Origin of the sequence: Micromonospora sp. NPDC049497 (assembly GCF_044465805.1) — a bacterium.
In the GTDB taxonomy this organism is placed as follows: Bacteria; Actinomycetota; Actinomycetes; order Mycobacteriales; family Micromonosporaceae; genus Micromonospora.
The window spans coordinates 669,795-688,197 of sequence record NZ_JBITMC010000001.1; the positions used below are offsets into that span (position 1 = coordinate 669,795).

At 72.9% G+C, this 18,403-nt stretch carries 19 protein-coding genes; 16 read left to right on the forward strand and 3 right to left on the reverse strand.

Annotation, left to right across the window (positions count from 1 at the left end; all coding sequences use genetic code 11):
• The first annotated feature begins 89 nt into the window (after window positions 1–89).
• From ACIBR0_RS03155 to ACIBR0_RS03205, 11 genes are read left to right on the forward strand one after another with little or no spacing between them, the layout of a single operon-like run.
• Window positions 90–989: a tryptophan 2,3-dioxygenase gene (locus ACIBR0_RS03155; RefSeq protein ID WP_396712411.1), complete on the forward strand. Its 900-nt coding sequence runs from the start codon at window positions 90–92 to the stop codon at window positions 987–989.
• A gap of 14 nt (window positions 990–1,003) precedes the next feature.
• On the forward strand, window positions 1,004–2,281 hold the full coding sequence (gene kynU, locus ACIBR0_RS03160; RefSeq protein ID WP_396712412.1) for a kynureninase: 1,278 nt from the start codon (window positions 1,004–1,006) through the stop codon (window positions 2,279–2,281).
• Window positions 2,278–3,645: an FAD-dependent oxidoreductase gene (locus ACIBR0_RS03165; protein ID WP_396712413.1), complete on the forward strand. Its 1,368-nt coding sequence runs from the start codon at window positions 2,278–2,280 to the stop codon at window positions 3,643–3,645. The genes kynU and ACIBR0_RS03165 overlap by 4 nt, the downstream gene beginning before the upstream one ends.
• The gene (locus ACIBR0_RS03170; RefSeq protein ID WP_396712414.1) at window positions 3,642–5,147 is read left to right on the forward strand and encodes a 2-hydroxymuconic semialdehyde dehydrogenase; all 1,506 of its coding nucleotides are present in this window, start codon (window positions 3,642–3,644) and stop codon (window positions 5,145–5,147) included. Before ACIBR0_RS03165 ends, ACIBR0_RS03170 begins: the two co-directional genes overlap by 4 nt.
• On the forward strand, window positions 5,144–5,941 hold the full coding sequence (locus tag ACIBR0_RS03175) for a 2-keto-4-pentenoate hydratase (protein WP_396712415.1): 798 nt from the start codon (window positions 5,144–5,146) through the stop codon (window positions 5,939–5,941). The genes ACIBR0_RS03170 and ACIBR0_RS03175 overlap by 4 nt, the downstream gene beginning before the upstream one ends.
• Entirely contained in the window at window positions 5,938–6,867 is a 930-nt protein-coding gene (locus ACIBR0_RS03180) for an acetaldehyde dehydrogenase (acetylating) (protein ID WP_357032948.1), read from the forward strand. The genes ACIBR0_RS03175 and ACIBR0_RS03180 overlap by 4 nt, the downstream gene beginning before the upstream one ends.
• Window positions 6,864–7,937 carry a 4-hydroxy-2-oxovalerate aldolase gene (gene dmpG / locus ACIBR0_RS03185; protein WP_396712416.1) on the forward strand — a complete coding sequence of 358 codons (1,074 nt, stop codon included), beginning with the start codon at window positions 6,864–6,866 and terminating at the stop codon, window positions 7,935–7,937. The genes ACIBR0_RS03180 and dmpG overlap by 4 nt, the downstream gene beginning before the upstream one ends.
• Window positions 7,934–8,707 carry a 2-keto-4-pentenoate hydratase gene (locus tag ACIBR0_RS03190; protein ID WP_396712417.1) on the forward strand — a complete coding sequence of 258 codons (774 nt, stop codon included), beginning with the start codon at window positions 7,934–7,936 and terminating at the stop codon, window positions 8,705–8,707. The genes dmpG and ACIBR0_RS03190 overlap by 4 nt, the downstream gene beginning before the upstream one ends.
• Window positions 8,704–9,132, forward strand: a complete 429-nt coding sequence (locus ACIBR0_RS03195; RefSeq protein WP_396712418.1) for a RidA family protein — start codon at window positions 8,704–8,706, stop codon at window positions 9,130–9,132. Before ACIBR0_RS03190 ends, ACIBR0_RS03195 begins: the two co-directional genes overlap by 4 nt.
• Window positions 9,129–9,653, forward strand: coding sequence for a 3-hydroxyanthranilate 3,4-dioxygenase (locus ACIBR0_RS03200; RefSeq protein WP_396712419.1), 525 nt, complete (start codon window positions 9,129–9,131; stop codon window positions 9,651–9,653). The genes ACIBR0_RS03195 and ACIBR0_RS03200 overlap by 4 nt, the downstream gene beginning before the upstream one ends.
• Window positions 9,653–10,669, forward strand: coding sequence for an amidohydrolase family protein (locus tag ACIBR0_RS03205; RefSeq protein ID WP_396712420.1), 1,017 nt, complete (start codon window positions 9,653–9,655; stop codon window positions 10,667–10,669). Before ACIBR0_RS03200 ends, ACIBR0_RS03205 begins: the two co-directional genes overlap by 1 nt.
• Before the next feature lie 86 nt (window positions 10,670–10,755).
• On the opposite strand, the gene ACIBR0_RS03210 is transcribed toward ACIBR0_RS03205, so the two are convergent.
• On the reverse strand, window positions 10,756–11,679 hold the full coding sequence (locus tag ACIBR0_RS03210; RefSeq protein ID WP_396712422.1) for an alpha/beta hydrolase: 924 nt from the start codon (window positions 11,677–11,679) through the stop codon (window positions 10,756–10,758).
• A gap of 230 nt (window positions 11,680–11,909) precedes the next feature.
• Here ACIBR0_RS03210 and ACIBR0_RS03215 point away from each other — a divergent pair, with 230 nt between their 5' ends.
• The 3 genes from ACIBR0_RS03215 to ACIBR0_RS03225 all read left to right on the forward strand — a co-directional run bounded on the left by ACIBR0_RS03215 (window position 11,910) and on the right by ACIBR0_RS03225 (window position 14,134).
• Window positions 11,910–13,373 (forward strand): amidase, encoded by a 1,464-nt coding sequence (locus tag ACIBR0_RS03215; RefSeq protein WP_396712423.1) that lies wholly within the window; start codon window positions 11,910–11,912, stop codon window positions 13,371–13,373.
• 73 nt (window positions 13,374–13,446) lie between these two features.
• Entirely contained in the window at window positions 13,447–13,734 is a 288-nt protein-coding gene (locus ACIBR0_RS03220; protein WP_357037286.1) for a hypothetical protein, read from the forward strand.
• Window positions 13,721–14,134, forward strand: a complete 414-nt coding sequence (locus ACIBR0_RS03225; protein WP_357037281.1) for a DUF5130 family protein — start codon at window positions 13,721–13,723, stop codon at window positions 14,132–14,134. The genes ACIBR0_RS03220 and ACIBR0_RS03225 overlap by 14 nt, the downstream gene beginning before the upstream one ends.
• 72 nt (window positions 14,135–14,206) lie before the next feature.
• Here ACIBR0_RS03225 and ACIBR0_RS03230 read toward each other — a convergent pair whose 3' ends face one another.
• Both ACIBR0_RS03230 and pepN read right to left on the reverse strand, forming a co-directional pair.
• Window positions 14,207–14,335 carry a hypothetical protein gene (locus ACIBR0_RS03230; RefSeq protein WP_396712424.1) on the reverse strand — a complete coding sequence of 43 codons (129 nt, stop codon included), beginning with the start codon at window positions 14,333–14,335 and terminating at the stop codon, window positions 14,207–14,209.
• Window positions 14,336–14,404: 69 nt separating this feature from the next.
• The gene (gene pepN, locus ACIBR0_RS03235) at window positions 14,405–16,954 is read right to left on the reverse strand and encodes an aminopeptidase N (RefSeq protein ID WP_396712425.1); all 2,550 of its coding nucleotides are present in this window, start codon (window positions 16,952–16,954) and stop codon (window positions 14,405–14,407) included.
• A gap of 218 nt (window positions 16,955–17,172) precedes the next feature.
• Between pepN and ACIBR0_RS03240 the strand changes: the two genes are divergently transcribed.
• Window positions 17,173–17,796, forward strand: coding sequence for a DsbA family protein (locus tag ACIBR0_RS03240; RefSeq protein WP_396712426.1), 624 nt, complete (start codon window positions 17,173–17,175; stop codon window positions 17,794–17,796).
• 173 nt (window positions 17,797–17,969) lie between these two features.
• A complete protein-coding gene (locus ACIBR0_RS03245; RefSeq protein WP_396712427.1) occupies window positions 17,970–18,278 on the forward strand; it encodes a hypothetical protein in 309 nt (102 codons plus the stop codon).
• Window positions 18,279–18,403 lie beyond the last annotated feature (125 nt).

Genomic DNA, 18,403 nt, shown 5'->3' on the forward strand with positions numbered 1-18,403 from the left:
TTCGGCATTCCGTCGGCGGTTCCCACCGCGAGATCATGACGTTCACCGGTGTGTCGCCGGTGGAACGGTGCGAGCGGAGGGAGCGGAACGTGGAACGGACGGACCCGAGAGCGGCCAACCGGGCGGCGGTGCGGCCGGTCACCCCGCGTCAACGTGCCGCCCGGGCGGCCCGCAACGGCGGCGAGCCCACCCTGGAGTTCACCGAGCGCGTGCCGTACGACGCGTACGTGCAGGCCAGCACGCTGCACCGGTTGCAGACGCCGTTGAGCGACGACCCGGGCGAGATGTCGTTCCTGATGGTCAGCCAGATCATGGAGCTGTACTTCGGGCTGACCTGCCACGAGCTGCGCGAGACGTCCCGCCTGCTGCGGGAGGACCGGGTCTGGGACGCCCTGGCCCCGCTGCGTCGCGCCGCCCTGCACCTGGAGGGGCTCAACGCGGCCTGGAAGGGGCTGCGCTGGATGACCCCGGCCGACTTCAACCGGTTCCGCAACCTGCTCGGCGAGGGATCCGGCTTCCAGTCCGCGATGTACCGCCACCTGGAGTTCCTGCTCGGGCTCCGGGACCCGGCGCTGATCCGGCCGTTCCGCCGCCAGACCGACGTGTACGCGGACCTGACGGCCACCCTCGCCGCCCCCAGCGTGTGGGACGAGGTCGTCGCGCTGCTCGCCCGGCACGGCCACGACCTCCCGGCCGAGCTGCTGGAGCGGGACGTCGCCGGGGAGCACGAGCCGCACGCGGCCGTCGAGGCGGCCTGGGTGCGGATCTACGACGACGAGGGAGCGGACAACCACCTGCGCCTGCTCGGCGAGGCCCTGGCCGAGGTGGCCGAGCAGTTCGGCGACTGGCGGTGGAACCACGTCAAGGCGGTGCAACGCACGATGGGCGCCAAGGTCGGCAGCGGTGGTTCGGCCGGCCTGGCGTGGTTGCAGCGCAGCATGGCCCGGGTGGTCTTCCCGGAGCTGTGGTCGGCCCGAACCGCGATGTGACCGGAGAACACGAGATGCACACCCTGGAACACGAGGCCCATCGCCTCGACGCGGCCGACCGAGGCCACCGGCACCTGTTCCACGTGCCGCCGGCCGACGGGGGCCGCTACCCCGAGACCGCGTACCTGGCCGGCAACTCGCTCGGCCTGCAACCCCGGGCGACCCGGGACGACCTCCTCGCCGACCTGGACGCCTGGGCGCGGCTGGGCGTCGAGGGGCACCTGGAGGCGAACCGGCCGTGGCTGCCGTACCACGAGCTGCTCACCGGGCCCGCCGCGCGACTGGTCGGCGCCCGCCCGGCGGAGGTCGTGGTGATGAACTCCCTCACCGTCGACCTGCACCTGCTGATGGTCAGCTTCTACCGGCCGGCGGGCCGTCGCACCCGGATCGTCATCGAGGACACCGCCTTTCCCTCGGACAGCTACGCCGTCCGCAGCCAGGCCCGGTTCCACGGCCTGGACCCGGACACCGCGGTGGTCCGGCTGACGCCGCGGGCCGGTGAGGACACCCTGCGCACCTCCGACGTCTGCGACTTCCTCGCCGCCGAGGGCGACACGGTCGCGCTGGTGCTGCTGGGCGGGGTCAACTACCTGACCGGCGAGCTGCTCGACATCCCGGCGGTCACCGCGGCCGGCCGCGCCGCCGGTGCCGTCGTCGGCTGGGACCTGGCGCACGCGGCCGGGAACGTCCCGCTGGCCCTGCACGACTGGGACGTCGACTTCGCCGCCTGGTGCTCCTACAAGTACCTGAACTCCGGGCCCGGTGCGCTGGCCGGCGTCTTCGTCCACGAGCGGCACCTGGGCGATCCCGACCTGCCCCGCTTCGAGGGCTGGTGGAGCACCGAGTCGGCCACCCGCTTCGAGATGACCCCGGTGTCCCGGCCGCCGGCCACCGTGGAGGCCTGGCAGATCTCCAACCCGCCCATCCTGGCGATGGGCCCGGTCCGCACCTCGCTGGAGATCTTCGACTCCGTCGGCATGCCGGCGCTGCGGGAGCGCAGCCTGCGGCTCACCGGCTGGCTGGAACGGCTGCTCGACGAGGTGACCGCCGACCGGCCGCTGACCGTGGTCACCCCGCGCGACCCTGCGCGCCGGGGCTGCCAACTCTCCGTGCGGATCGGCGCCGGCAGCGCCGCCGGGCTGGCCAAGCGGCTGCGGTACGAGCACGGCGTGATCGCCGACGCCCGGGAGCCGGACATCATCCGGTTCGCCCCGGTGCCGCTCTACTCGACGTACCACGACTGCTGGCGCGTCGCCGAGGCGCTGGCCGCGACGGTGGAGGGACGGTCATGACCCGGCGGGACGAGATCGCGGTGGTCGGTGCCGGGCTGGCGGGTTGCCTGCTGGCCTGCTTCCTGGCCCGCCGGGGCTACCCGGTGGCGATCTACGAGCGGCGGCCGGACCCCCGCACCGGCACGGTCGAGCGGGGACGCTCGATCAACCTGGCGCTGTCCGAGCGGGGTCTCGACGCGCTGCGCCGGATCGAACTGGACAAGCAGGTGATGGCGGACGCCCTGCCGATGCGCGGCCGGATGATCCATCCGGTCTCGGGAGAGTCGCACTTCCAGTCGTACAGCGTCTCCGGTGACCGGGCGATCAACTCGATCAGCCGGGGCGCGCTCAACAACGCGCTGCTGGACGCCGCCACCGCGCTGCCCGGCGTGCGGGTCGCCTTCGACCACCGGCTGGTCGGGCTCGACCCCGCCAGCGGCGACATGACCTTCGAGACTCCGCAGGGCACGGTCGCGGCCAGCGCGTCGGTCGTCCTGGGCACCGACGGTGCCGGCTCCGCCGTGCGGGGACAACTGCTGCGGTACGGGCTGCTGACCGAGAGCCTGGACTTCCTCGACTACGGCTACAAGGAGCTGACGATCCCGCCGGTCGACGGCGACTTCGCCCTGGACCCGGAGGCCCTGCACATCTGGCCGCGCGGCACCTCGATGATGATCGCGCTGCCCAACCCGGACCGCTCGTTCACCTGCACGCTGTTCTGGCCCACCCACGGCACCGCGAGTTTCGCCTCGCTCGGCAGCCCGGCGGCGATCGAGCGGCACTTCGCCACGCACTACCCGGACCTGCCGCCGCTGGCCCCGAACCTGGTGGACGACTACCAGCACAACCCGGTGGGCGTGCTCGGCACCGTCCGCTGCGACCCGTGGCAGGTCGACGGGAGGGTCGCTCTGCTGGGCGACGCGGCCCACGCCATCGTGCCGTTCTACGGCCAGGGCGCCAACGCCGCGTTCGAGGACGTCGTCGAGCTGGACCGGTGCCTGGACGAGTGCGCCGACGACTGGTCGGCGGCGCTGCCGCTGTTCCAGCACCGCCGGCAGGTCAACGCCGAGGCCATCGCGCGGATGGCGTTGACCAACTTCGTGGAGATGCGGGACAAGGTCGCCTCGCCGCTGTTCCGGCTGGGCCGCCGGGTGGAACACGCGCTGGAACGGGCCCTTCCCGGCCGGTACGTTTCGCAGTACGAGCTGGTGTCCTTCTCGACCACCCCGTACGACGAGGTGCGCCGCCGGGTCCGCCGGCAGCACCGCGTGCTCGGTGCCGTCGCCGCCGGAGCGGCGCTGCTGGTGGCCGGTGCGGTCGGGGCCCTGGTCGGTCGGACGTCCGGTGGCCCGGCCGCCGGCACGCAACGAGGGAGGCGTCGATGACCGTCTGGGATCCCCGGTTGACGGCCGGTCGGTCGCCCGACGGGCCGGGCCTGCTGCGCAACTTCGTGGGCGGCGAGTTCGTCGAGGCGGGACGCCGGTTCACCAAGCGCAGCCCGGTGACCGGCGAGCCGGTCTTCGAGGTCGCCGAGGCGAGCGGCTCCACCGTGGACGACGCGGTCGCGGCGGCGCGTGCGGCGCTGCGCGGCCCGTGGGGCCGGATGGGGGAGCGGGAGCGGGCGGAGGTGCTGCGCCGGGTCGCCGACGAGCTGGAACGCCGCTTCGACGACCTGGTCACCGCCGAGGTCGCCGACACCGGCAAGGCCATCTCCCAGGCCCGTACGCTCGACGTTCCGCGCGGCGCGGCGAACTTCCGGGCCTTCGCCGAGATCGTGGCGACCGCGCCCACCGAGTCGTTCACCACGGTCACCCCGACCGGTGGCCGGGCGCTCAACTACGCGGTCCGCAAGCCGGTCGGCGTGGTCGCCGTCATCGTGCCCTGGAACCTGCCGCTGCTCCTGCTCACCTGGAAGGTCGCTCCCGCGCTGGCCTGCGGCAACGCGGTGGTGGTGAAGCCGAGCGAGGAGACGCCCGCCTCGGCGACGCTGCTCGCCGAGGTGATGGCGGCGGCCGGCGTGCCGGCCGGGGTGTTCAACCTGGTGCACGGCTTCGGGCCGGACTCGGCCGGGGAGTTCCTCACCCGGCACCCGGACGTCGACGCGATCACCTTCACCGGCGAGTCGTCCACCGGCGGGGCGATCATGCGCGCGGCGGCCGACGGGGTGAAGGCGGTGAGCTTCGAGCTGGGCGGCAAGAACGCCGGGCTGGTCTTCGCCGACGCGGACCTGGACGCGGCGGTCGCCGGGTCGGTGCGGTCCAGCTTCACCAACGGTGGGCAGGTCTGCCTGTGCACCGAACGGATCTACGTGCAGCGCCCGGTCTACGAGGAGTTCACCGCGCGCCTGGCGAAGCGGGCCGCCGACCTGGCGTACGGGTGGCCGGCCGACGAGGCGACCGCGAACATGCCGCTGATCTCGCACCAGCACCGGGAGAAGGTGCTCGGCCACTACGACCTGGCCCGCGCCGAGGGCGCCGACGTGCTCACCGGGGGCGGGACGCCGCGCTTCGGCGACGCCCGCGACGGCGGGGCGTACGTGCAGCCGACGGTGCTCACCGGGCTGGGCCCGGACGCCCGGACCAACACCGAGGAGATCTTCGGCCCGGTCGTGCACGTCGCGCCCTTCGACGACGAGGACGAGGCGTACGCCCTGGCCAACGGCACCCGGTACGGCCTGGCGGCGACGGTCTGGACGCGGGACGTGGGCCGGGCGCACCGGGCCGGGGCGCGGCTGGACGCCGGCATCGTCTGGGTCAACACCTGGTTCCTGCGCGACCTGCGCACCCCGTTCGGCGGGGTGAAGGCGTCCGGCATCGGCCGCGAGGGTGGCGTGCACTCGCTGGACTTCTACTCCGAACTCACCAACGTCTGCGTGGACCTCACATGACCTCTGATCTGGAAGCCGCCGCCCGGGAACTGGCCGAGGCCCGGGAGAGCGGCAAGCCCTGCCCGCCGCTGCGCGGCCGGCTGCTGAGCGAGGGGGACGTCGCGTCGGCGTACCTCGTCCAGCAGGTGCAGGTCCGCGAGTGGCTGCGGCACGGCCACCGGCGGGTCGGCGCGAAGATCGGGCTGACCAACCCCGTCGTGCAGGAGAGCTTCGGCGTCTACCAGCCCGACTTCGGCGTCCTGACCGACGCCATGGCCGTGCCGGACGGCGCCGAGGTGGGCATCGACCGCCTGCTCCAGCCCCGCGTCGAGGCCGAGGTCGCCTTCGTCCTCGGCGCCGACCTGCCCGACGGGCGGATCACCACCGCCGACCTGCTGCGCGCCGTGGACCACGTGCTGCCGGCCATCGAGATCGTCGACTCGCGGATCGCCGGCTGGGACATCTCCATCGTGGACACCGTCGCCGACAACGCCTCCAGCGGCCTGTTCGTCCTCGGTACCACCCCGCGCCGGCTCGCCGACGTGGACCTGCGGCTGTGCGGGATGGTCCTGGAGCACGCCGGGGAGCCGGTCTCGGTCGGTGCCGGCGCGGCCTGCCTCGGCAACCCGCTGCACGCGTTGGAGTGGCTGGCCGGCACGATGGCCCGCTCCGGCGACCCGCTGCGGGCCGGCGACGTGGTGCTCTCCGGAGCGCTCGGCCCGATGGTGCCGGTGACCCCCGGCGCGGCGTACGAGGCCCGGATCTCCGGCCTCGGTTCGGTCCGGACGTGTTTCTCGAAGGGCGGTGACCAGTGAGCACGGGTGTGGCGGTGATCGGGTCCGGCAACATCGGGACCGACCTGATGATCAAGGTGCTGCGGCTCAGTGACAGCCTGCGCATGGTGGCGATGGCCGGCATCGACCCGGACTCCGACGGCCTGGCCCGGGCCCGGCGGCTGGGCGTCGCGACCACCGCCGGGGGCGTGGACGGGCTCGTCGCGCTGCCCGGGTTCGCCGACGTCGAACTGGTCTTCGACGCCACCTCGGCCGGGGCGCACCGGCACAACGACGCGGTGCTGCGCGCGCACGGCCGGACGGTCGTCGACCTGACCCCGGCGGCCGTCGGCCCGTACGTGGTGCCGCCGGTCAACCTCGACGAGCACCTGCACGAGACGAACGTCAACATGGTGACCTGCGGCGGTCAGGCGACCGTGCCGATCGTCGCCGCCGTCGGCCGGGTCACCCCGGTCGCGTACGGCGAGATCGTCGCCTCGATCGCCTCGCGGTCGGCGGGGCCGGGCACCCGGGCCAACATCGACGAGTTCACCGAGACCACCGCGCGGGCGATCGAGGTGGTCGGCGGCGCCGAGCGCGGCAAGGCGATCATCGTGCTGAACCCGGCCGAGCCGCCGCTGCTCATGCGGGACACCGTCTACTGTCTCTGCCCGGACGCCGACGCCGACCGGTCGGCGATCGCCGCCTCGGTGGCGGACATGGTGGCGACCGTGCAGGAGTACGTCCCGGGCTACCGGCTGAAGCAGGACGTGCAGTTCGACCGGGTCGACAGCTACGTGCCGTCGCTCGGGCGGCACCTCACCGGGCTCCAGGTGTCGGTCTTCCTGGAGGTCTCCGGCGCGGGTCACTACCTGCCCGCGTACGCCGGAAACCTGGACATCATGACCTCGGCCGCGCTGCGCACCGCGGAGCGCCTGGTCGCCCTTCGCAGGACGGTGACCGCATGACGGACCTGTACATCCAGGACGTGACCCTGCGCGACGGCATGCACGCCATCGCCCACCGGTACACCGTGGACCAGGTGCGGACCATCGCGGCGGCGCTGGACGTGGCCGGGGTGGCCGCCATCGAGGTCGCGCACGGCGACGGGCTGGCCGGGTCCAGCGTCAACTACGGGCACGGCGCGGCAAGCGACGCCGACTGGATCTCCGCCGCCGCCGAGGTGCTGACCACCGCGAAGCTGACCACCCTGCTCCTGCCCGGCATCGGCACCATCGCCGACCTGCGGGCGGCCAAGGCGCTCGGCGTGGCCAGCGTCCGGATCGCCACCCACTGCACCGAGGCCGACATCTCCGCCCAGCACATCTCGTGGGCCCGGGAGAACGGCATGGACGTCTCCGGGTTCCTGATGATGTCGCACATGGCCGACCCGGCCGCGCTGGCCGCGCAGGCGAAGCTGATGGAGTCGTACGGTGCGCACTGCGTCTACGTCACCGACTCCGGCGGGCGGCTGCTGATGTCGGACGTGGCCCAGCGGGTCGACGCGTACCGGCAGGTGCTGGAGCCGGAGACGCAGATCGGCATCCACGCCCACCACAACCTCTCCCTGGGCGTGGCCAACAGTGTGGTCGCGGTCGAGCACGGGCGGATCCTCGGCGCCACCCCGGCCGGTGCGGACGCCGCGCACGGCCGGACCGTCCGGGTGGACGCGTCGCTGGCCGGGATGGGCGCGGGCGCCGGCAACGCACCGCTGGAGGTGTTCGTCGCGGTCGCCGAGCTGCACGGCTGGAAGCACGGCTGCGACGTGTTCGCGCTGATGGACGCCGCCGACGACGTCGTCCGCCCGTTGCAGGACCGACCGGTCCAGGTGGACCGGGAGACGCTCTCCCTCGGGTACGCGGGCGTCTACTCCAGCTTCCTCCGGCACGCCGAACGTGCCTCGGAGAAGTACGGCGTGGACGTCCGTTCGATCCTCGTCGAACTGGGCCGGCGCCGGATGGTCGGCGGCCAGGAGGACATGATCGTGGACGTGGCGCTGGACCTCGCCGGCCGCCGCGAGCAGGAGGAGACCGCATGATCGGGCCGGACATCGCGGGGATCGCCGAGAAGTTGGGCGGCGCCGCGGACAACGCCACCGCCATCGCCCAGTTGGCCGCCGACACCGGCCTGGACGTCGACGCCGCGTACGCGGTGCAGACCGCGCTGGTCCAGCGTCGCATCGAGCGGGGCGAGCGGCTGGTGGGCCTGAAGATGGGCCTGACCAGCAGGGCCAAGATGGCGCAGGTCAACGTCGACGAGGTCATCTGGGGGCGGCTCACCGACGCGATGCGGGTCCCCGACGGCGGCACGGTCGACCACGGTGCCTTCATCCACCCCCGGGTCGAGCCGGAGGTCGCGTTCCTGCTGGACCGCCTGCCCGAGCCGGGCGAGCCGCTGGGCTCCTTCACCGACGCGGTGCGCGCGGTGGCACCGGCGATCGAGCTGATCGACTCCCGCTACGCCAACTTCACCTTCTCGCTGCCCGACGTCGTCGCGGACAACACCTCGGCCGCCGCCTTCGTGGTCGGACCGTGGAGCCCGGTGCCGGACGGGCTGGACAACCTCGGTGTGCTGCTGGAGATTGACGGGCGGGTCGCCCAGGTCGGCTCGACGGCGGCGATCCTCGGTGACCCGCGCCGGGCCCTCGACGAGGGTGTCCGGTTGGCCGGCCGGCACGGCGTACGCCTGGAGGAGGGTTGGGTCTTCCTGGCCGGCGCCGCGACGGCCGCCGTGCCGCTGCGCCCCGGCACCCACGTCCGGGCCGTGGTGGAGAAGTTGGGCACGGCGTCGTTGCGGGCGTCGGCATGACGGCCCGGGTGGTGGCCGGCAAGGCCGTCCCGCGGGGCGCGTTTCCGCACGTCAAGGTCGCGGGCGGCTTCGTCTTCGTCTCCGGTACGTCGTCCCGGCGGCCGGACAACAGCTTCGCCGGTGTCGAGGTGGACGAGTTCGGCACGACGAACCTGGACGTCCGGGAGCAGACCCGGGCCGTGATCGGCAACATCCGCGACCTGCTGCGCTCGGTCGGTGCCGACCTCGGCGACCTCGTCCAGGTCACCAGCTACCTGGTGAACATGAACGACTTCGGCGGCTACAACGAGGTGTGGGCGGAGTTCTTCGACGCCACCGGCCCCACCCGGACGACCGTCGCGGTCCACCAGCTACCCCATCCGCACCTGCTGATCGAGATGCAGGCCGTCGCCCTGCTCCCCACACAAGGAGGTCAGTCGTCGTGAGTGAGATCGCGGAGCCGTTCAGCTTCCCCGGTTGGATCGCCGAGAACCAGCACCTGCTGAAGCCGCCGGTGGGCAACAGGGAGATGTTCCCGGGCGGGGACGACTTCATCGTCATGGTGGTGGGCGGCCCCAACCAGCGCACGGACTTCCACGTCGACCCGTACGAGGAGTTCTTCTACCAGGTCAAGGGCAACATGCACATCAACCTGATGCTCCCGGAGGGGCCGCGTACGGTGCACGTGCGCGAGGGGCAGATGTGGATGCTGCCGCGCGACACCCCGCACTCGCCGCAGCGGCCGGAGGCCGGCTCGATCGGTGTGGTGGTCGAACGCGTCCGTGAGGAGGGCACGCTGGAGAGGTTCCAGTGGTACTGCCCGGAGTGCGGGCACAAGGTGCACGAGGTGGAGTTGCAGGTCCGCGACATCGCCGCCGACCTGCCCCCGGTGTTCCAGGCGTTCTACACCGACGAGAAGGCCCGCACCTGCGACAACTGCGGCACGCTGCACCCGGGCAAGGGCTGATGCGGCCACCTGTCGTCGACGTCCACACGCACCTCGTACCGAAGGGGTGGCCGGACCTCGCCGCGGCGTGCGGCGGGTCCGGCTGGCCCTGGCTGCGGATCGACTCCGAGCGCGCCGCCATGATCATGGTGGGCGGGACGGAGTTCCGGCCGGTCGGCGCGGCGTGCTGGGACGCGCCGACCCGGCTGGCCGACATGGACGCCGACGGCGTGGACGTGCATGTCGTCTCGCCGACCCCGGTGTTCTTCTCCTACGACCGCCCGGCGGACCAGGCCGTCAAGGTCGCCCGGATCTTCAACGACCTGACCCTGGAGGTCACCGCGGCCGGGGGCGACCGGCTCGTGCCGTTCTGCCAGGTGCCGCTGCAGGACCCGGACGCGGCCTGCGCGGAGCTGGACCGCTGCCTGGCGTCGGGCCACGTGGGTGTGGAGATCGGCAACCACGTCGGCGACCGCGACCTGGACGACGCGGGGATCGTGCAGTTCCTGACCCACTGTGCCGAGGTCGGCGCGCCGGTCTTCGTGCATCCCTGGGACATGCCCGGTGGTCCCCGACTGGATCGCTGGATGGCCCGCTGGCTCACCGGCATGCCCGCCGAGACGCACCTGTCGGTGCTGGCGCTGATCCTCGGCGGCGTCTTCGACCGGGTGCCCGGGACGCTGCGGATCTGCTTCGCGCACGGCGGCGGCAGCTTCCCGTTCTGGCTGGGCCGCGCCGACAACGCCTGGCACCGCCGCAACGACCTGGTACGCGGCGCCTCCACGATGCCGCCGAGCCGTTACGTCGACCGGTTCAGCGTGGACTCCGTGGTCTTCGAGCCGGCCGCCCTGCGGCTGCTGGTCGACACGATGGGCGCCGAGCGGGTGCTGCTCGGCAGCGACTACCCGTACCCGCTGGGGGAGCGCCCGGTCGGCGCGGTGGTGCACCGGTCGGACTTCCTCACCGACGCGCAGCGCGCCCGGATCCTCGGCGGCAACGCCCTGCGCTTTCTCGGCATGGACCGGCAGGTCGCCTGATCGACCGTGCGATCCGGGGTCCCGGGCGCCTCGGTGGACGCGCTGCGCTTCCCGGGAAGTGGCGCGTCCACCGCTGGCAGCAGGGGTCAGGAGTGGGGGCAGGTGTCCCGGTACTCCTGGATCGCCGTGCCGCGTGGCGCCGGGCAGAGGAACTGTTCATAGCGGGTGTCGTCGTCCACGAACCGCTTCAGCCAGGAGATGCTGTACTTGGCGATGGTCACGTTCGGTGACGTGGGCGCCGAGTGGCTGGCGGCGTTGAGTTCGAGGTACGCCTTGTCCAGGGTGGACGGCAGGCTGGTGTAGAACGGCTCCGAGTGCGAGGTCACCGAGGCGATGGAGTCGTTCTCCGCACCCACGACCAGCGTCGGGACGCGTACCCCGGACCAGTTCTTGACGGTGTGCCAGCCGGTCAGCGGGATCGCGGCCTGCAACGCCGGCCGGGCGTTCGCCGCGGACAGGCTGCCGCCGCCGCCCATCGAGTGGCCCATCACGGCGAGCCGGTTCCGGTCGATCCGGGTCCGCACCGTACTGGTGTTGGTGAGGTGGTCGAGGGCGGCGAGCAGTTGGGTTCCACGGCTGGCCGGCTGGTCGTAGCGGGACAGGGTGTCGATGGTGACGACGACGAAGCCCTGCGAGGCCAGCCGGGGGCCGAGCCAGGCCACGCTGGACTGGGTCGCGGTGTAGCCGGGGGAGATCGCCACCGCGCCGAAGGTGCCCTCGGCGGTGCTGGTGGGGTAGTAGACGGTGCCGCCGCGGAAGCCGCTGACGCTGGAGGCGGCGATGGTGGTCTGGGCGATGGCGAACGGGCCGCGGCTCGCCTCGATGCTCGCCACGCTGGGATCGGGGCCGCGCTGGTAGGGGCTCGCGGCGGCCTGGGCGGGCGGGGCGGCGGTCAGGCCGGCGCCGACCAGGAGCAGGGTCAGCACCGCCCGGACGGTGGCGGTGGCCCAGCGGGGGGCCGGTCCGGGACGGGGACCGTGCCGGGGGACGGTGGGGGCTGCGGATGGCATGTGGTCGCTCCCTGTGGGGTGCGGAGGGTCCGGTTCCGGTGCCGATGGTGGTGGGCGGTCGGGAACCGATCGATGCATGTTCATCGATACGTCATCGTCCGTCGCCGTGTCGCCGGCCGCCAATCCCGGGCGGCCCCTGTCACCGCGATATGCGGCATCCGGCGTCCTCGCCGCCCGGCGGTCGGTCGTGTCGCCCCCGCCGTCGGCGTCCCACCGGGCAGGATGAGGGGATGGCCGAGCCGCACGACCTGACGGCGCTGGAGCAGGCCGCCGCGATCAGGCGCGGCGAGCTGTCCAGCCGCGAACTGGTTGCGCACCACCTGGAGCGGGTCGCCGCGCTCGGCGACACGGTGGGTGCGTTCGTCACCGTCACCGCCCAGGCGGCCCTCGCCGCGGCCGACGCCGCCGACACCGTTCCGCCCGTGGACCGTGGCCCGCTGCACGGCGTACCGACGGCGGTCAAGGACCTCACCCTCACCGCCGGGGTCCGCACCACCTTCGGCTCCGCCGCCTTCGCCGACTTCGTGCCGCCGGTCGACGCCGACGTGGTCCGCTTCATGAAGGCCGCCGGCCTGATCAGCCTCGGCAAGACCACCACCTCGGAGCTGGGCTGCTCGCTCTACTCCGAGGGGCTGGTCGCCCCGCCGGCCCGCAACCCGTGGGACCTCGCGTACACCGCCGGGGGCTCCAGCGGCGGCGCGGCGGCGGCCGTGGCGGCCGGGCTGGTGCCCGTCGCGCAGGGCTCCGACGGCGGTGGCTCGCTGCGCATCCCCGCGTCGATGTGCGGGCTGGTCGGCTACAAGCCCAGCCGGGGGCTGGTCTCCGGCGGACCGCTCGGCTTCGGCGCGTACGGGCTGCCGACCAACGGGCCGATCGGGCGAACCGTCGCCGACGTGGCGGCGCTGCTCGACGTGCTGTCCCACCCGGTGGCGGGGGAGCCGTACCTGCCGCCGGCCCAACCCGCCGGGGGTTGGCTCGGTGTCGCCCGGGCCGCCGAGCCGGGCCGGCTGCGCGTCGGCCGCTTCACCACGCCGATGCTCGCCGACGAGCCGGTGCACCCCGACTGCGTCGCCGCCGTGGACCGGGCCGCGGCGCTGCTCACCGCCGCCGGCCACGAGGTGGTCGAGGTGGCGTCGCCGCTCGGGCCGGCGTCGTGGCCGCTGTTCGAGCTCGTCTGGTACGTGCTGGCGCTCGCCCCCGTGCCGCTGGAGCGGGAAAGCGACCTGCTGCCGCTGACGCGGTACCTGCGGGCCCGGGGTGCGGAGATCTCCGCCGGCACCCTCACCGCCACCCTGGGCGAACTCCAGGCGCAGGTACGCCTCGGCGCCCGCCGTACCGCCGACTGCGACCTGCTGCTCTGCCCCACCCTGGCCGCGCCGCAGGCACCCGTCGGCTGGTTCACCTCCGGTGGCGACCCGGCGGAGGATTTCGACCGGCAGCGGCGCTTCTCTCCGTACTGTGCCATCTTCAACGTGACGGGCGATCCGTCCGTTTCCCTGCCGGTCGGTGTCACCGCCGAGGGTCTGCCCGTGGGAGTGTTGCTCAGCGGCCGGTACGGCGACGACGCGAGGTTGGTCGCCACCGCTGCGCAACTGGAGTACGCCAGTGGCGGATGGGATCGCCACCCCGCAATCTGGCGGGCCGTCGGCTCCGCTAACGTGAATGGCAGCGGAGTCGGGAGGTCGGAGCGATGAGCGTCCACCCGGCCCGCTCGCCGAAAATCTCTTCTTCCGCCTGGGGGCGTTGGGATTGTCTGTAACCGAGACGTTGCTGGTCTTCGTCGGCATCCCGGCGGCCGCGGTGCTGGTGATCGCCGGCCTGGCGTACGCCGGTAGCCGCGGCGGTGGTGGTGGCGGCGCCAAGCGCTACCGCCCGGGCCGGCCCTTCGACTTCACTCCGGTCTGGTTCCTGGGCCGGCCGGAGCAGCTGGCCGACTCGGCCGGCACCGCGCTGGCCGCGGGCGCGCAGGCGCCGGCGCTGACCAGCCGCAAGCAGGAGCAGGCCGGCGTCCAGGCGCCGGCCGGTGGAACCGGAGGCGCAAGTGACCGTTGGTGAGATGCGGCCCCAGTCGGGGACGGACACCCCGCCCGACGTGCTGGACGGGCCGTTCTCGACCCGCCAGCTGCTGCGCATCGACGAAGCTCTGCGTCAGGCCGACCAGGGCACCGGGCTGGTCTTCTCGGTCTTCGTCGGCGGCCTCGACGAGCCGGTCCGGGAGCACGCCGAGCGGCTGCACCGCCAGCTCGCCGAGCCCGACAAGTCCGTCCTGATCGCCGTGTCGCCCAACCAGCGTCAGCTGGAGATCGTCACCGGCCGGCACGCGCGCAAGCGCATTCCCGACACGTACGCCCGGCTCGCCGCGCTCTCCATGGTGGCGGCCTTCGGCGGTGGCGACCTGGCCGGGGGCATCATCAACGGCCTCGACCAGCTCGCCAGCCACGCCGGTAAGGGCTGAGCGCGCCCTACCTACGACGAAGCCCGGCCCGCGTGATCGCGGGCCGGGCTTCGGTACGTCCGTGGTCTGCTCTCAGCGGGGCCAGGCGCTCGGGTCCACCTCGACGACCAGCGCGACGTCCGGCGGAGTCGCCCACATCCGGCCCCGGGGAGCACCTGGCTTGCGGACCGTGACGTCCGGGAAGAGCTTGCCGGCCGGCACTCGGACCCCGATCTCGCCCGGGGCCGGATGTGGGACGTGCCCACACCGGCCCCGGCCGCGTACTTCTGCTCAGGCGCTCTGCGTGTCCTTCGCGCGGGCGGCGAGGGCGCGGACGACGCCGTCGCGGCCCTCGGCGACCAGCCGGCGCAGCGGCGCCGGGTGGCCCTCGCCGGCCAGCCACGCGTCGGTCGCCGCCACCGTCTCGTCGTCCACCAGGTACGCCGGGTACGCCAGCTGGGTGAACTCCTGCGCCGGCTCGCTGTCCCGGCTGGCCCAGACCTGGGCGACGGTGGCGAAGTACCGGTCCCGGTAGGGGGCGACCAGCGCGACCTGGGCCGGGTGGGCGAAGCCCTGGAGCAGCGCCCGGTGCCGCCAGTTCGGCAGCGCGTCCGGCCCGGTCAGCTCGGCCCAGACCGCGGCCTTGTTCTCCGGCGTCGGCACCAGCGCGTGGGCGTACGCGGCCTCCCGCTCGCCGCTGGCCGTACGGTCACCGGCCAGCTCCGCCTCGATGTCGGCCGGACCGGCCGCACCGTTGGCGACCAGCGACTGGAGGACCGTCCAGCGCAGTTCGGTGTCGACGGTCAGCCCCGCCGGCACCTCGCCGCCGCTCAGCCAACCGCGCAGGACCGCCAGGTCCTCCGGCGAGCGGGCCGCCGAGGCGTACGCGCGGGCCCAGGCGATCTGGAAGCCGCTGCCCGGCTCGGCGGCGGCCAGCGCGGTCTTCGCGGTGCGGGCCAGCTCCGCCCAGCCGGTCGGCGCCCAGGCCGGGTCGGCGTAGAAGACGAGCGTGCTGGTCGCCTGCCGCAGGGTGGCGGTGACCAGGTTGATGTCGGTCTCGGCGGGCAGCCCGGCCAGCACCAGCGCCACGTAGTCCCGCGCGGCCAGCTCGGCGTCGCGGATCATGTCCCAGGCGGCGGTCCAGCACAGCGCCCGGGCGAGCGACGACTCGAGACCGGCGATGTGCTGCACCACCGTGGCCATCGACCGCTCGTCCAGGCGCAGCTTGGCGTACGTGAGGTCGTCGTCGTTGAGCAGCAGCACGTCGGCCGCCCTTACCCCGGTCAGCTCGGCCAGCTCGGTCCGCTCGCCGGCCACGTCGACCTCGTGCCGCTCCCGGCGGACCAGCCGGCCGTCGGTCAGGTCGTACAGGCCCACGCCGATGCGGTGCGTCCGCAGCGTCGGGTGCCCGGCCGACGCGTCCTGCCGGACCACCACGTGCTCGTAGGTGCCGTCCGCGCCGATCGTCACCTCCGGGCGCAGCGTGTTGACCTGCGCGGTCTCCAGCCACTGGGCGGCGAACTTGCGCAGCTCCCGGCCGGAGGCGGCCTCCAGCTCGGAGAGCAGGTCGTCGAAGGTGGCGTTGCCCCAGGCGTGCTTGCCGAAGTACGCCCGCAGCCCGGCCAGGAACGGCTCCTCGCCCACGTACGCGACGAGCTGCTTGAGCACGCTCGCGCCCTTGGCGTAGGTGATGCCGTCGAAGTTGACCTCGACCGCCTCCAGGTCCGGCATCTCGCAGTACACCGGGTGGGTGGAGGAGAGCTGGTCCTGCCGGTAGCCCCAGTTCTTCCGGATCGACAGGAAGGTCGTCCACGCGTCGCCGAACCGGGTGGCGTGGGTGTTGCACCAGTGGCTGGCCCACTCGGCGAACGACTCGTTCAGCCACAGGTCGTTCCACCAGCGCATGGTGACCAGGTCACCGAACCACATGTGCGCCAGCTCGTGCAGGATCGTGTTGGCCCGCTGCTCGTACTCGAAGTCGGTGACCTGGGAGCGGAAGATGTAGTGCGACTCGGCGTGCGTGACGCAGCCGAAGTTCTCCATCGCGCCGGCGTTGAAGTCGGGCACCCAGAGCTGGTCGTACTTCGGCAGCGGGTAGCGCACGCCGAACTTCTCGTGGAAGAAGTCGAAGCCCTGCTTGGTGATCAGGAACAGGTCGTCGGAGTCCAGGTGCTGCGCCATCGAGGCCCGGCAGAACACGCCCAGGTCGATGCCGTCGTGGCTGTCCCGCACCTGGTGGTACGGCCCGGCGCAGAGCGCGGTGATGTAGGTGCTCATCCGGGCGGACTCGGCGAAGTGGACGGTCTTGAGGTCCTCGCCCGCCGCTTCCTCGCGCTCCGCCGGCATGTTGGAGACGACCGTCCAGTGCGCCGGCACGGTGGCGTGCCAGGTGTAGACGCTCTTGAGGTCGGGCTGGTCGAAGGCGGCGAACACCCGCTGCGCGTCGGCCGTCTCGAACTGGCTGTAGAGGTACGTCTCGCCGTCGACCGGGTCCACCGTGCGGTGCAGGCCCTGCCCGCTGTTCGAGTACGCGAAGTCCGCGTCCACCACCAGCGTGTTCTCGCCGGCCAGGCCGGGCAGGACGAGGCCCTTCGCCGCCGACCAGTCGCTGAGGTCCAGCGCGGTGCCGTTGAGCGTCGCCGACCGCACCGAGTCGGCCGCCACCTCGATGAAGGTGGTGGCGCCGGGCTCGGTGCACCGGAAGCGGACCTCGGTGGTCGACCGGAAGGTGCGACCCGTGGCCGCCTGGACGGCGCTGGACAGGTCCAGACTGATGTCGTATCCGGTCACATCGAGGAGGCGGGCCCGTTCGGTCGCCTCGACCTGTGTCAGGTTGCGCACTCCCGGCACTGTTCGTCTCCATCCCATTCTCGCCGTACGCCGCCGCGGCGCCGTCCCCGACCGCTCGTGACGACCGGTGCGATCCGAGTCTTCCATGCACCGGGGTACCGCGGTGGGCCAGGTCACGCTCTCATTCCGGTACCCCTCGGCCGCCGGCGGGGTGAAGATCGGTGCAGGCGCCGAAGAGCCGGCGCCACCCGTCGTGAAGGGACCCCACCGTGAGCGAGCGTGTCGCCGTGGACATGTGGTTCGACCCGATCTGCCCCTGGGCGTGGATCACCTCTCGCTGGCTGCTGGAGGTCGAACAGGTCCGGGACGTGGAGATCCGTTTCCACGTGATGAGCCTGTCGGTGCTCAACGAGGGCCGGGACCTCCCCGAGCAGTACCAGGAACTGATGCGCACCGGGTGGGGACCGGTCCGCGTCTGCATCGCCGTCGAGCAGCGGTACGGCTCGGACGCGGTCCGGAAGCTCTACACCGCGCTCGGCACCCGTATCCACCTCGGGCAGGAGAAGCTGTCACCGGAGCTGTTCGCCGCCGCGCTGACCGACGTGGGGCTGGACCCGGCGCTGGCCGACGCGGCCGAGGGCGCCGGTTACGACGAGGCGCTGCGCGCCAGCCACGAGGCCGGCATGCGCCCGGTCGGCACCGACGTCGGCACGCCGGTCATCCACGCTCCGGGTCCGGACGGCACCCCGGTGGCGTTCTTCGGCCCGGTCATCACCCCCGCTCCCAAGGGCGAGGCGGCGGGTCGGCTGTGGGACGGCGTGCTGCTCGTGGCCGGCACGCCCGGCTTCTACGAGCTGAAGCGCTCCCGCGAGCTCGGCCCCATCTTCGACTGAGGTGTAAGGAAGGGCCCCCTCTTAACGCCTGGCGTTGTAGAGGGGGCCCTTCTTAACAACCGCCCCACCGCGCGCCGCCCCCGTCACCGGGTGGCGGGGGGATTCGTTGGCCTCCATGTCCGCCGCAGCGACCCCGCAGGGCCGTACCCCGCAGCTTCGTGGAGGCATTCCCGATGGCCAAGCACCGTGTGTCCGGCGACGACCCGATCCGCGAGGAGGGGGTGACGGACAGCCCCGACGCCGCGTACTGGTCGGTCGACGACTCCCGCTGGCCGGCGGTGCGCCCCGACCTCCCCGCGGACATGGCGGACCTGCTCGCCCCGCCGATCGTGGTCGGCGTGGCCCGCGTACCGGCCGCCTTCCGGCTCACTCCGCCGGGCGCGAAGAAGGGGCCGGAGCGGCCGAGCGCCACGCCGGGCCGCCCGGTGGCGCCGACCCTGACCGCCGGCCGGCACCGCCGGACTCTCGACCGTCAGAGTTAAGAGGGGACCTCTCCTATGCAGAATGCGTTAAGTGAGTGTTTGAGAATTCGGCTCAGGTGTTGGTTGCCTGGGCCGGATTCGTGTGTCGGGCTAGGCGGGTGGCCATGACGTGGATCATGGCCCAG

Bases quoted from the DNA above. Each gene is read 5' to 3' on its own strand.
- kynU (WP_396712412.1), top strand. From the start codon at position 1,004: ATGCACACCCTGGAACACGAGGCCCATCGCCTCGACGCGGCCGACCGA.
- ACIBR0_RS03165 (WP_396712413.1), top strand. From the start codon at position 2,278: ATGACCCGGCGGGACGAGATCGCGGTGGTCGGTGCCGGGCTGGCGGGT.
- ACIBR0_RS03170 (WP_396712414.1), top strand. From the start codon at position 3,642: ATGACCGTCTGGGATCCCCGGTTGACGGCCGGTCGGTCGCCCGACGGG.
- ACIBR0_RS03175 (WP_396712415.1), top strand. From the start codon at position 5,144: ATGACCTCTGATCTGGAAGCCGCCGCCCGGGAACTGGCCGAGGCCCGG.
- dmpG (WP_396712416.1), top strand. From the start codon at position 6,864: ATGACGGACCTGTACATCCAGGACGTGACCCTGCGCGACGGCATGCAC.
- ACIBR0_RS03190 (WP_396712417.1), top strand. From the start codon at position 7,934: ATGATCGGGCCGGACATCGCGGGGATCGCCGAGAAGTTGGGCGGCGCC.
- ACIBR0_RS03195 (WP_396712418.1), top strand. From the start codon at position 8,704: ATGACGGCCCGGGTGGTGGCCGGCAAGGCCGTCCCGCGGGGCGCGTTT.
- ACIBR0_RS03205 (WP_396712420.1), top strand. From the start codon at position 9,653: ATGCGGCCACCTGTCGTCGACGTCCACACGCACCTCGTACCGAAGGGG.
- ACIBR0_RS03210 (WP_396712422.1), bottom strand. From the start codon at position 11,679: ATGCCATCCGCAGCCCCCACCGTCCCCCGGCACGGTCCCCGTCCCGGA.
- ACIBR0_RS03215 (WP_396712423.1), top strand. From the start codon at position 11,910: ATGGCCGAGCCGCACGACCTGACGGCGCTGGAGCAGGCCGCCGCGATC.
- ACIBR0_RS03245 (WP_396712427.1), top strand. From the start codon at position 17,970: ATGGCCAAGCACCGTGTGTCCGGCGACGACCCGATCCGCGAGGAGGGG.